The sequence below is a fragment of the Desulforapulum autotrophicum HRM2 genome (assembly GCF_000020365.1).
Classification (GTDB): Bacteria; Desulfobacterota; Desulfobacteria; order Desulfobacterales; family Desulfobacteraceae; genus Desulforapulum; species Desulforapulum autotrophicum.
The window spans coordinates 3,791,215-3,803,516 of sequence record NC_012108.1; the positions used below are offsets into that span (position 1 = coordinate 3,791,215).

A 12,302-nucleotide genomic window follows, 5' to 3' on the forward strand; every position below is an offset into this window, starting at 1 on the left:
CAAATACGATACCAGATGCTGCTCATAATTTCCAGTGTTGAAAAGAGAAACGCCTTGCCTTTAAGCCAGGCTTTGGATAAACCTGCCAACCCCTTCAACGCCCTGATTTTCCACCACCCGGATCATTTCTGAACCCACAACAGCAATGTCAGCCTTACCCTTGAGAAAGGCTATATCCGCTTCATCCTTTACCCCGAATCCAACGGCCAAAGGAAGGGTTGTGGCTTGTCTGCACCGGTCAAGGTAGCCCGCAATCTCTTCGGTAAACCGGGTCTCTTTACCGGTCACACCCTTTCTTGCCACGCAGTATACAAACCCGCGGGTCTGGGATGCCAAAAAATCCATTCGCTCATTTGATGTCCTGGGCGAAAAGATATGGATAGGTGAAAGGTTCTGTTCCTCCATTGCCTTGAGATACGCCTGCCCCTCTTCCGGGGGAAGATCCGGGACAATGGCTCCCTTGATGTTTATGTCTGCCATTTTATTCACAAAAGGCGTAACCCCGTACTTAAATAAAATATTGTAATAGGTCATGAACAAAAACGGAATGTCAAATTTTGCTGCAGCCTGCCTTGCAAACTCAAAACAGCGCTCAACCCGCGCACCCCCTGAAAGGGCTGCCTGATTGGCACCAAGAATAACAGGCCCGTCGGCCATGGGTTCTGAAAAGGGAATCTGGAGTTCCATAAGGTCGACGCCTGCCTCGACCATCTGCTCGACAATAGCCATGGATGTTTCAAAATCAGGATACCCCATGACAATGTGGGTCATCAACAGGATCTCCTTTTGTCTGCGCCGTTCTCGAATATAGGCTTCAAGCATTGTATTCACCTGCCTTTTCCATGATAAATTTTCTCCAGGATGGATCACCAATAGCGTCGGCAATGGTAAAAATATCCTTGTCTCCCCTACCCGACTGGTTGATGATAATGATATCGTTCGTTGACATGGCCGGCGCCTCCTTGAATGCCTGGGCAAAGGCGTGGGCCGACTCCAGGGCCGGGATGATACCTTCACTTTTCATGGTGAGCTTTAACGCTTCGATCACCTCTGTGTCGGTCACAGCCTCAAACCTTGCCTCTCCTTTTTCGTGCATGCTGGCAAGAATCGGAGAAACCCCCACATAGTCAAGGCCGGCCGCAATGGAGTGGGTTTCGTTCATCTGGCCGTCACTGTTCTGGAGAAAATAGGTCTTGTACCCCTGGGCAACGCCGACGCTTGCATCATTGCTGCACAGCCTTGAAGCATGCTGTCCAGAGGCGATCCCGCGTCCTGCCGCCTCCACCCCGACACATTCAACATCCCCATCAGTGAATCCGGCAAAGAGCCCCATGGCATTTGACCCCCCCCCCACACAGGCATAGACCCGGGTGGGAAGCCGTTCTTCCCGTTCCAGAATTTGCCGTCTTGCCTCTTTTCCAATGATGGACTGGAACCAGCTGACCATTTCGGGAAAGGGATGGGGTCCGCAGGCCGTTCCGAGCACGTAATGGGTGGTATCCATATTCGTCACCCAGTCCCGGAACGCCTCGTTGATGGCATCCTTTAAAATCCGTGAGCCCTGGGTCACGGGCACAACCGTGGCCCCCATCTGTTCCATCCAAAAGACATTGGGTCGCTGGCGTTTGACATCCACCTCCCCCATGTACACCGTGCAGTCAAACCCGAACTTCGCGGCCATGGTGGCCGTTGCCACCCCGTGCTGGCCCGCCCCGGTCTCCGCAATCACCCGGGTCTTGCCCATGCGTTTGACCAGAAGCCCCTGGCCCATGACATTGTTGGCCTTGTGGGCACCGGTATGGTTGAGGTCCTCACGCTTGATGTAAATTTTTGCACCTTTAAAATGCTTTGTGAGATTTTCAGCATAGGTCAGCGGGGTGGGCCGGCACGAGTAGGAACCCATGAGGTCACGGTACTCGTTCCAGAAGGCTGGATCAGCCTTTATTTTTCTGAACTCTCGTTCCAGTTCATCAAAGGTTGCAACCAGAATCTCAGGTACAAAAGCTCCGCCAAAGGTTCCGTAATATCCCCTGTTAATCATTGGAATGCCCTCCTAGGGTCTGGGAAAATGAAAATTTATCGGTACGGCATAAAATCTTTGAATAGACACCGTTTTCAACACCGGGAAAATGAATGGATCGCCTTACTTCAAGGACAGGGTCCTTGCCACCCAGGCCCAGAAGTTTTGCCTGGGAAAGATCCAGGGTTACAATTTTAAAAGTCTGACGTCCGTTTACAGGTTTAAGATAGAAACGATCCGCCACCAGTCGGGCAAGGGAGGTGCCTGTGATCACCATGGTTTCAATGCCGGAAAAAAGAGTCTTGTGCAAAAAAAAATCCTCGATCAAAACCGGGGCCTGCTCTGCCAGGGTAAGCCTTGAGAATTGATAGGCCTCTTTACCCTGAAAGGGATTTTCAGGGCCATCAATTACCTCTGCAAGAGATATTGGATTGATGATCCGCTTTTCAGCTGCAATACCCAGTTGCTGGAACGCCGAAGAAGTTCCTGCCAGGGAAAAAAGATTCACCTGTCGCTGGGGCTCAACAACAAAGGTACCGGAGCCCCTTTTTCGTTGTACAAGCCCTTTTTTCACCAAAACATCAATGGCCTGGCGCACCGTGGGCCTTCCGATGCCATGGGTTGCAGCAAGGGTGATTTCAGGTATAATCTTGGTTCCAGGGGCAAATTCACCCGATTCAATGGCAGCAGTCAGTATTTCGGCCAATTGGTGATAAAGGGGGACTGGGGATTGATGGTTCAGCATAAAAACGCTCCATAAAAAGAAGAATTAACACCGCTTAAATCAAATAAATGTCAAGTTGTCAAGACAATTTCACCCTTTAAACGGCCACAGGTATTTGACCCCAAAGAAATATATGCTTATTATCTACTCGTATCCCGAAAGAGTTGAGTGATTAAGAAATAAATGGAAAGACAGTTCTAACCCACCCATGTCTTTGACCATAAACATTAAAAGAATGGAGGACTCATATGAAAGAGGGACTTTGGATTATTTTGTTTATCGGCGTTTATGTGCTGCTCCAGGCGTATATTTTGCCCAAAATGGGAATCTCCACATGAATGAAAAATGCCTGCCAGGTGGCAGACAAAGACAAAAAAAACGCTGTAGATCCAGACAAGATCATCAAATGAGACGGACAGGGAATCCAACCCCAAAAGACAGACTCAGGCAAAATTGGCTTCAAGGTTAACAGTAGAAATCCAACGGACGGGTCTGGATGTCACACCTTCCCTCCCTCCCCCCGGGTCTGCTGTCCAAACAGACCACTTGCTGTAATGGTCAAAGTCTGGCCATCATATTTACTTGACACAACTGCGTCCCGATTTTACAATTGAGTATCGTTTCTAATCCAGAAGCGAAATTTTCAGTTTTTTCAAGGTCATCACCTAAACACACCAGGCAGGATCTGGTAAGGAGGATACCATGAGAATACATCCCCAAAGGATCATGTGTGCTGTTGATTTTTCTGACTTCACAGACACCATTCTCTCCTACAGCATTGCACTTTCCAAAGAATTTCATGCAAAACTCTTTCTGATCCATGTGGCCGTTGAGGTAGAGCCTCTCCTCAAGAGCAGTGAAATTGCCATTGATGTTGAAGCCCTTCAAGCAAAACACATGGAAAAGGCTTTTAACCGGCTTAAAGCCTTCGTAAAAGAGACAGAAACACCCCATGAAATCCTTGTCACCAAGGGAAACCCGGCAGACAAGATCCGGGATCTTGCCCTGGAACACAAGGTGGACATGGTCATCACCGCCACCCACGGAAACTCAGGGATAAAGCGGTTCATGCTCGGGTCGGTCACAGAAAAACTGATTAAAACGATTCACTGCCCCCTGCTTGTGCTCAACACACGAAAATTTGATATAGCTTCCCCGGCTCCCCATGGAATTGAGCTCAAAAGAATTCTGGTGGGCTGCGATTTTTCCCAGGATTCCAAACTTGCCTTTGATTATGGACTGAGTCTTGCCCAGGAATTCCAGGCAGAACTCTACCTGGCCCATGTGGTCAAACCCACAGAGCACCTTCATTTAAAAGCGTCTGATTATATTGATGTGGCACCGGCAGACTATGTCAAATGGCGATCCAGTGATTATTTTGAAATGCAGAAAAGATCCTTGGACGAAAAACGGGAAAAATTCGACAAACTGAGGGGGAATCTTGAAAGGCAGCTATACTTCATGGTTCCGGAAGAGAGTCGAAACTGGTGCACGCCCAAGACAATCCTTCTGGATGGAGAGCCCTACAAGGAACTCATCTCCTATGCCCAGGAAAAAAAGATCGACATGATCGTACTGGGCATCCGGGGGCACACCCTATGGGAAAAACTCATGGTGGGGTCAACCACTGATCGGATCATCCGCCAGTCGCCCTGCCCGGTGCTGGCCGTTCGACCGCTCAACCCCAAAAAACAGACCTCGGAAAAATAGCAGACCGGTTCCCGGATTCTTTCCTATACCGGGAACCTGCTGCCCAAAAAAATTCAATCAGGCAATGACCGCCTTGAACGGCTCCAGTCCCACGCGCTCAACCATCTTGCCAAGGCGCTCGCCCGTCTTTGCATTCTCATTGTAATAGACAACCACCTTGTCCACGGCTTCAAGCACCCCGTCGTCGGTAAGATCAACGGCAAGCTCCTTTGCGATTCTGGGAACCGGCCCCACATTTCCGCCAATGACAAGCTTCCAGCCTTTTTTGTCCCCAATGAGTCCTACATCCCTGACCCATGATTCAGCACAGCTTAAACGACAGCCTGAAACGGCCATCTTGAACTTTCCCTTAAGGTTGACCCCGTGATAGCGCTCGTCAAGGATGGTTGCGACCCTGAGGGCGTCCTGCAGGCCAAGCTTGCAAAAGGTATTTCCCGGGCAGGCCCGGATGCTTCTCACGCACATCCCGACGGCAGCACCATGGGACATGCCCAGATCCTCCCAGGCTTGGTCAATATCCTCTTCTTTCAGCCCCACGATTGCAATCCTGGCAGCACCGGTAATTTTCAGCGCATGGACCTTGTATTTTTCGGCAACATCAGCGATCTTTCTGAGCAAATCCGGCGTCACCACGCCACAGGGAATGTGGGGTGCAATGGCGTAAGTTTCCTTGTCTCTCTGGGGGATGGCCCCCTTTTCTCCTACTTTCAGCATTTATTATCCTTTCCCGTCCAGGGCTCTGCGGCCCCACGGTTTTAATTGATGATTAATAACACCAGACTATATCCATATAGGAAAAAAAGGTTTTCTGTCAAGGCAAGAACCAGAACTTTTAAACACACAGGCAAACATCAAATCAGGGGAATGCTATTCTCAATTATTATTCCAGGTCGGGGTTGCAGGTGGCATGGGGACCGGTTTCTTCCCCAAGTGGTTCAAGCCCCAGGAAGGCTCTGACCACGGTGTTGTGACTGGACTCTGCCACCCATGAACCGTCTCCTGCCACCACCAGGGGAACAAAGAAAAGATTGGCTGACCGAAAAAAATCCATTGTCTTCATCACCAGATTCTCAGCCCGTTCGCAGGAAGGAATCGGTTCAACCCTTTTAATGTTGAGATACGCTTCATAGGAATAATTATTACAGATGGCCTGCACAGCCAGATCCAGGCTTGAATCCCCGAGAAGGGGATAAATGATCACCTTGATTCCCATGCCCGACTCCTGGGCCGCCAATTCAAGCTTGGGCAGAAGATCCTTGCAATGGGAACAATTGGGATCAGTGACCACATAGAAAAAATCCCGGGCCTGCCCCGGGTTATAGGACAGCGCCACAAGTTCATCCAGGGCCTTGATATTTTTTTTAAAAAAGGTTGCTCGGTTCTCCTTTTCCAGAGCCTTTTTTACAGCAAGTTTTTCCCGTTCTTTTTCAGCCACATCGGACATGGCATTCAGGGTTTCCCGGGTAAGGGATATGCCATTTTTGAAAAGCCGACCGGCCAGTATAAAATCTTTGCCCGCATAGATCGGCGCAAGCCCCCCGTTAATGGCAAGAACAACCTCACACAACTCCCCTCGCTCCGTCATCTGAAGTATCCTTGCGTCATTGGGCAGGGAAATATGGCTTGAAATCCAGTCAAGGTCCACATGGCTGCAAACAGATTCAGAAAAACAGGGTGCTGCCATTGCAAAAAAAAAGACAAGACCCGTAAACAGGGCTTTCATTCCCCTTGTCTTGCTTGGATATCTCAAATCAATAACCTCCATATATTAGTTCAAAAACAAAAACCAGGAATGCAACTTTTAGGTTTAATATTTTCCTGCCTTGGTTCAAGCGTTTTAAACCCAGGTTTTTCTGATTCATATACGCAACCAAGGCATTTGTAAATTTTTTTTAAAATTTTAAAATTTCAATTTTTGAAAAGATTGCCTTTTTTATAAAATTATGGATTACTTCTAATTTAATGTATCCGCTATTAAACAGCAACCTGGTATAGATATTGACATGAAACTTACCTCCCCTTCACATCCTTTGATTCGAAAAGCCCCTGGGATGATTCGGTTGTTCCCGTTTCTGCAATGGATCACCCTTATCAACGCCCATTCATTAAAGGCGGATTTATCGGCCGGGCTGACCAATGCCTTCATCGTTCTTCCCCAGGGGGTCTCATTTGCAATGATCGCAGGGCTGCCTTCGGAATACGGCCTGTACACGGCCCTGGTTCCACCGATCATCGCAGCCCTTTTTGGCTCTTCCAGACATTTAATCAGCGGCCCGACCACGGCGCTTTCCATCATTATCTTTTCCACCCTGAGCCCTTTGGTGGAACCCGGTTCAATGGCCTATATCCAGCTGGTGCTGACATTGACCTTTCTTGCCGGCGTTTTCCAGCTCGTCTTTGGCCTTGCAAAGCTTGGCACGGTTCTCAATTTCGTATCCCACTCTGTGATTGTCGGATTCACAGCCGGTGCCGCCTTCCTCATTGCCGCAGGCCAGCTCAAATATGCCATGGGGATCGTTGTTCCCAATGGATCTTCATTTTTTACAACCTGTGCCATCCTCATAAAATCGTCCAGCCATAGCAATTGGTCTGAACTTGCCGTGGCCATTGTCACCCTGATCTGCGGGGTTATTTTAAAAGCATGGCGTCCCCGCTGGCCCGGACTGCTCATGGCCATGATCATCGGCAGCGTATTTGCCGTGGCCATCAATGGGCAGGCCCATGGGGTAAGACTTCTCGGGGCACTTTCAGGAAGCCTGCCACCCCTTTCAACACCCGATTTCACCCTTGACACACTACGAATGCTTGCCCCCGGCGCCCTGGCCCTGGCCCTTATCGGACTCATCGAAGCCTCGTCCATTGCACGATCAATTGCCGTTAATTCAAAACAGCACATTGACGGAAGCCAGGAGTTCATCGGTCAGGGGCTATCAAATATTGTGGGCAGTTTTTTTTCAGGATATGCAAGTTCCGGGTCGTTTACCCGGTCGGGGGTCAATTATGAAGCCGGTGCCCAGACCCCCCTTTCAAGCATTTTTTCAGCACTCGTTCTTGGTGCCATTATTTTGCTGGTGGCACCATTAACAGCCTGGCTTCCCCTGTCCGCCATGGGCGGCATTATTCTCATTGTGGCATTCAAGCTCATTGATCTGCGCCACATCCGGGAAATTTTAAAGAGCAGTCGGTCAGAATCCTTTGTTCTTGCCACCACCTTTTGCGCAACCCTTGTATTTGAAATTGAATTTGCCATCTATGCAGGTGTGCTTCTATCCCTTGCCATCTATCTCACCCGCATGTCACATCCCTTTGTTCACACCCTGGTTCCTGATCCCCAAACCCCCCAACGGCGAATGACACCCATTCACAATGGGGATCTGCCTGAATGCCCCCAGTTGAAAATCATCCTCATCGACGGCTCCTTGTTCTTCGGTGCAGCCAATCATATTGCCCAGATTTTTGAAGAGATTGACGCAGATAGCCCCAGACACCTTCTGATTGTAGGCTCAAGGATCAGCTACATCGATGTTTCAGGAGCAATGATGCTGGTCCAGGAGGCCCAACGGCGCCGGTCCCTGGGAAAACGACTCTTCCTGTGCAGCCTGAGCCAGAAAATCCGACATTTTATGGACCTTGGTGATTTTACCCGCGATATTGGCGAGGCAAATATCTTTGATTCAAAACTGACAGCCATTGCCCGGATTGTTTCAGAACTTGAAACCCCGGTCTGCCAGTCCTGCCCCGCCAGAATTTTCCAGGAATGCCCGCCCCTGAAAAAAGGTAAAAGAACTGTCGATCCTGGATTAGAACCGACCGTTTTACCCTAGGCAACGGATCAGATTCCCAGGTGATGGAGAACGCTCCCTCCTTCAACGATGGTTGCATGAATATGGCACCAAATTTTTCAGGCTATTTTTAAAAAAGGGTTGACAGGTCTCAACAAAACGTTTCAAAAGGGGTCACTGTTGTTAACAAAAAAAAGACCAGGAGGCAGGTTGATGCAGCCATTAGGACCAACTGAATTGTCCCACCGAATTATTGACCAGAACCTGTGCACCCTTTGCGGGGCTTGCGCCGACCTGTGCCCCTATGTCAAAGCCCATGAAGGAAAAATCTCCCGGGTCTTTTCCTGTGACAGGCAAACCGGACGATGCTATGCGGCCTGCCCCAAAACAGGCATTGATGAAGCCCTGCTTTCAGAATATCTTTTTAAAACACCATGGCCGGACACGCCCCTGGGACATTATCGGGAAATACACATGGCCCGGCGGGGCAACAAGGTCCCCCAGGGCCATTTCCAGAACGGGGGAACCACCTCAGCCCTGGTCATGTCCGCCCTGGAACAGGGGGTCATCGACGCTGCCGTCCTGACAGGAAGCGACGGTCTCCGGCCCCGTCCGAGGTTGGTAACAACAGCCCTGGAGGTCCTGGATTGCACTGCATCCAAATACATTGCCGCCCCCACAGTGGCCTGCCTGAACCGGGCCACAGGCAAAGGTTACCAGAATCTGGGCATTGTCGGCACCCCCTGTCAGATGACCGGCCTTTCAACCTTGAGAACCAACCCCCTGGATTTACCGGATTTCAAAGACGTCACTGGAATGACCATTGGCCTGTTCTGCACCTGGGCCCTGGAAACCGAAGGGTTTTTGGACTATCTCCTTCAGCAGGGCATCGACCCTGCCTCGGTCCAGTCCATGGAAATCCCCCCTCCCCCGGCTGAAAATGTACTTTTGACCCTGGAAAAAGAGGTCAAAACCCTGCCCCTGGCCGAGATCCGCAAACGGGTATTACCCGGATGTGCCGTCTGCCCGGACATGACTGCCCTGTTCTGCGACCTCTCCGTGGGGGCCTTTGAGGAAGACCCTGCCTGGAACACCCTCATTGTCAGGAGTGAACGGGGACAGGCACTGGTGGACAAGGCCATTGAAACAGGATTTCTGGAGATAAGACCCCTGTCCAAAACAAACATTGACAATCTGACCCTGGCTGCGGCAAACAAGCGCAAACGTGCCCTTGCCGCCCAGGAACGATTAGGCATGCTTGCCCCTGGGTTCCAGGAACCCCTTGAAATAGAAGCTAAACAGACCATCACGGGATTTAAATAGTGTTTGAACGAAAATTCACCCATCTGCGGCGTTGCTGCAAGATTCTGCAATCCTCACGTACTATAGTACGTTCCGGTTTCAGAATCTTTTGCGCCTTGCATCTGGGCAATTTTTCGCCCAAACACGGGTTTTCGGTCAATCACTAAATAAGGAGAAATCATGTCATTACTGACCCGGGACAACCCAGGTGAGACCCATCTCATGATGGGCAACGAAGCCATTGTCAGGGGGGCCCTGGAGGCAGGCATCAGTGTTGCCGCAGGCTATCCCGGAACCCCGTCGTCCGAAATCATCGAGACCCTGGCCAAAATATCCACCGACATCTACACTGAATGGTCCGTCAACGAAAAAGTAGCCCTGGAGGTTGCTGCAGCAGCTTCGTTTGCGGGACTGCGCTCCCTTGCCGTGATGAAACAGCCCGGCGTAAACGTTGCTGCTGATTTTCTCATGCATCTTGCCCTGTCCGGCGTCAGAGGCGGCATGGTCCTGCTTGTGGCCGACGACCCGGGAGCACTGTCGAGCATCAACGAGGGAGAAAGCCGACTCTATGCAAAGCTCATGGAGATCCCCATGCTTGAACCTGGAAACTTCCAGGAGGCCAAAGATATGACCCGCTGGGCCTTTGAACTTTCGGAAAGCCTTAACATGCTTGTCATGGTCCGCACCGTAACCCGGCTATCCCATGCCAGCGGCAACGTCACTTTAGGAGACCTTCCGAACCCGAAACGAGAGGCTTTTTTCCGATTTGACGGAGACATGCTCGACCCCATGGAAGGACCGATCATGACCCCTCCGGTCGCGTTCAAGCACCGCGCCCAGCAGCGCAAACTCGAACTGGCTGCCGAACACTTTGAAACCTCGCCCTACAACACTTACGTGGGACCCGAATCTCCGGAACTGCTCATCATCACCACCTCCATCTGCGATCTCTACAGCAGGGAGGTGGTAAACCTTCTTGATATCGGCACCAGGGTCGGCATCTTCAAAATCGGCACCACCTGGCCCCTTCCGGAAAAGTGTGTGACAGAGCGGCTGGCAAAGACAAAACAAATCCTTTTTGTCGAAGAAGTGCAACCCTTTATTGAAGAGGCGGTCAAGGTGCTTGCCGCCGGGTCCGACCTTGATCTTTCAGCAATCACCTTTTACGGGAAATACAGTCGTCACATTCCCTTGACAGGGGAGATGAATCCGGAGTTCGTCACACAGGCCCTCTGCACCATCCTTGATCTGCCACTACCGGCCTCCCATGACAAAAATTCCCGACTGGCCATGCCGGAAATCTCCATACCGCCCAGGGAGATTTCGTTCTGTCCCGGGTGCCCCCACCGGGCCTCGTTCTTTTCCATCAACACCGTGCTCAGTCTTGATTCCCGCCAGGGGTTTACCTGTGGAGATATCGGATGCTACTCCATGGGCATGCTGCCGGGCGGCTTTTTCACCCTCAAAACCCTCCACTCCATGGGATCGGGGTCAGGACTTGCAAGCGGGTTTGGAAAGCTTCGTCAATTCGGCATGAAACAACCCGTGGTGGCCGTATGCGGGGATTCCACCTTTTTCCACTCTGCCATGCCCCCCCTGGTCAACGCCATCCACAACAGCGCCTGCTTCACCCTGATCATTTTAGACAACAGCGGCACGGCCATGACCGGGTTCCAGCCCCATCCGGGACTGCCCGTTGACACCTGTGGAAAACCAGCCCCACCCATGGACATTGAAGGCATATGCCGGGCCATGGGAGCAACCACCCGGGTCTGTGATCCCTTTGACCTGAAAGCCACCCAGCAACAACTGCTTGAATTTATCAAAGACGACACCGGGGTGAACGTGCTGATCCTGAGACAGGCCTGCGCACTGAGCCCCCAGAAACGCCATACCAGGGCATTTGAGGTGACCGTGGATCCGGCCCTCTGCATAGGAGAACGCTGCGGCTGTAACCGCATCTGCACCCGGGTCTTCAGCTGCCCTGGGCTGATCTGGGACGCTGAGAACAACCGGGCGGCCATCAACAGCGTACTCTGCGCGGGCTGCGGTGTCTGCGCTGCCATCTGCCCCCAGAACGCCATCCAGAAAAAGGAGATTCAATGATATCCCTCAACCATGATCCCTACAATCTCATCATCACCGGCGTGGGAGGCCAGGGAAATGTCATCTCCTCACGCATGATCGGGAACATGCTTGCCGCCAAAGGATTTAAGATCACCATCGGAGAGACCTTCGGAGCCTCCCAGCGGGGCGGGTCGGTGATGAGCCATGTGCGCATCAGTTCAACAGCCACCCTCTCCCCCCAGATTCCAATTCACCAGGCCCACATGGTGGTCTCCCTGGAACCCATGGAGACCCTCCGGGTACTTGAAAGCTATGGGAACCCGAGTACCGGTGTGATCTGCAACACAAGGCCCACCCACCCCATAGGGGTCATCTCTGGACGCCTCTCCTATCCCACCCTGGCAGAGATGAAACGAGCCATCAACCTTGTTTCGGAACGGGCCTGGTTCTTTGACGCCACACAGATGGCAACAGAAATCGGAGACCCCATATTTGCCAACATCATCATGGCCGGCGCCCTTGCCGCAACCGGGGAACTTCCCCTTGACAGGCAGGTGTTTGAACAGACGCTTAAGTCAAAATTTACGCCGGACAAGGTCAAACTCAACCTCACGGCCTTTGACCAGGGTCATGCAATGATCAACAACTATCAGACAAAGGATTTGAACTAGCATGTTTTACCCTTGGAAAGTTTTCC

General features: G+C 51.3%; 10 protein-coding genes. 5 read left to right on the top strand and 5 right to left on the bottom strand.

All coding sequences use genetic code 11. The annotated features are described in order from the left end of the window. Positions 1–60 precede the first annotated feature (60 nt). From trpA to HRM2_RS16510, 3 genes are read right to left on the bottom strand one after another with little or no spacing between them, the layout of a single operon-like run. The gene (trpA, locus tag HRM2_RS16500) at positions 61–822 is read right to left on the bottom strand and encodes a tryptophan synthase subunit alpha (protein WP_015905180.1); all 762 of its coding nucleotides are present in this window, start codon (positions 820–822) and stop codon (positions 61–63) included. Then, on the bottom strand, positions 815–2,041 hold the full coding sequence (gene trpB, locus HRM2_RS16505) for a tryptophan synthase subunit beta (RefSeq protein ID WP_015905181.1): 1,227 nt from the start codon (positions 2,039–2,041) through the stop codon (positions 815–817). Before trpB ends, trpA begins: the two co-directional genes overlap by 8 nt. After that, entirely contained in the window at positions 2,034–2,765 is a 732-nt protein-coding gene (locus HRM2_RS16510; protein ID WP_015905182.1) for a GntR family transcriptional regulator, read from the bottom strand. Before HRM2_RS16510 ends, trpB begins: the two co-directional genes overlap by 8 nt. A 681-nt stretch (positions 2,766–3,446) precedes the next feature. On the opposite strand from HRM2_RS16510, the gene HRM2_RS16515 reads away from it, so the two are divergent. After that, positions 3,447–4,454, top strand: coding sequence for a universal stress protein (locus HRM2_RS16515; protein WP_015905183.1), 1,008 nt, complete (start codon positions 3,447–3,449; stop codon positions 4,452–4,454). Positions 4,455–4,511: 57 nt separating this feature from the next. Here HRM2_RS16515 and HRM2_RS16520 read toward each other — a convergent pair whose 3' ends face one another. Then, positions 4,512–5,168, bottom strand: a complete 657-nt coding sequence (locus HRM2_RS16520; RefSeq protein ID WP_015905184.1) for a nitrite/sulfite reductase domain-containing protein — start codon at positions 5,166–5,168, stop codon at positions 4,512–4,514. Positions 5,169–5,334: 166 nt separating this feature from the next. Beyond that, the gene (locus HRM2_RS16525) at positions 5,335–6,219 is read right to left on the bottom strand and encodes a thioredoxin domain-containing protein (RefSeq protein WP_232364056.1); all 885 of its coding nucleotides are present in this window, start codon (positions 6,217–6,219) and stop codon (positions 5,335–5,337) included. 238 nt (positions 6,220–6,457) lie between these two features. On the opposite strand from HRM2_RS16525, the gene HRM2_RS16530 reads away from it, so the two are divergent. The 4 genes from HRM2_RS16530 to HRM2_RS16545 all read left to right on the top strand — a co-directional run bounded on the left by HRM2_RS16530 (position 6,458) and on the right by HRM2_RS16545 (position 12,276). Next, positions 6,458–8,278 (top strand): SulP family inorganic anion transporter, encoded by a 1,821-nt coding sequence (locus tag HRM2_RS16530; protein ID WP_202944661.1) that lies wholly within the window; start codon positions 6,458–6,460, stop codon positions 8,276–8,278. Between the two features lie 171 nt (positions 8,279–8,449). After that, a complete protein-coding gene (locus HRM2_RS16535) occupies positions 8,450–9,559 on the top strand; it encodes a Coenzyme F420 hydrogenase/dehydrogenase, beta subunit C-terminal domain (protein ID WP_015905187.1) in 1,110 nt (369 codons plus the stop codon). 159 nt (positions 9,560–9,718) lie between these two features. Beyond that, positions 9,719–11,644 (top strand): thiamine pyrophosphate-dependent enzyme, encoded by a 1,926-nt coding sequence (locus HRM2_RS16540; protein ID WP_015905188.1) that lies wholly within the window; start codon positions 9,719–9,721, stop codon positions 11,642–11,644. Continuing rightward, positions 11,641–12,276, top strand: coding sequence for an indolepyruvate oxidoreductase subunit beta (locus HRM2_RS16545; protein ID WP_015905189.1), 636 nt, complete (start codon positions 11,641–11,643; stop codon positions 12,274–12,276). The genes HRM2_RS16540 and HRM2_RS16545 overlap by 4 nt, the downstream gene beginning before the upstream one ends. Positions 12,277–12,302 lie beyond the last annotated feature (26 nt).

Coding starts and splice junctions, on each gene's coding strand:
- trpA (WP_015905180.1), bottom strand. CDS start 822: ATGCTTGAAGCCTATATTCGAGAACGGCGCAGACAAAAGGAGATCCTG.
- trpB (WP_015905181.1), bottom strand. CDS start 2,041: ATGATTAACAGGGGATATTACGGAACCTTTGGCGGAGCTTTTGTACCT.
- HRM2_RS16510 (WP_015905182.1), bottom strand. CDS start 2,765: ATGCTGAACCATCAATCCCCAGTCCCCCTTTATCACCAATTGGCCGAA.
- HRM2_RS16515 (WP_015905183.1), top strand. CDS start 3,447: ATGAGAATACATCCCCAAAGGATCATGTGTGCTGTTGATTTTTCTGAC.
- HRM2_RS16520 (WP_015905184.1), bottom strand. CDS start 5,168: ATGCTGAAAGTAGGAGAAAAGGGGGCCATCCCCCAGAGAGACAAGGAA.
- HRM2_RS16525 (WP_232364056.1), bottom strand. CDS start 6,219: ATGGAGGTTATTGATTTGAGATATCCAAGCAAGACAAGGGGAATGAAA.
- HRM2_RS16530 (WP_202944661.1), top strand. CDS start 6,458: ATGAAACTTACCTCCCCTTCACATCCTTTGATTCGAAAAGCCCCTGGG.
- HRM2_RS16535 (WP_015905187.1), top strand. CDS start 8,450: ATGCAGCCATTAGGACCAACTGAATTGTCCCACCGAATTATTGACCAG.
- HRM2_RS16540 (WP_015905188.1), top strand. CDS start 9,719: ATGTCATTACTGACCCGGGACAACCCAGGTGAGACCCATCTCATGATG.
- HRM2_RS16545 (WP_015905189.1), top strand. CDS start 11,641: ATGATATCCCTCAACCATGATCCCTACAATCTCATCATCACCGGCGTG.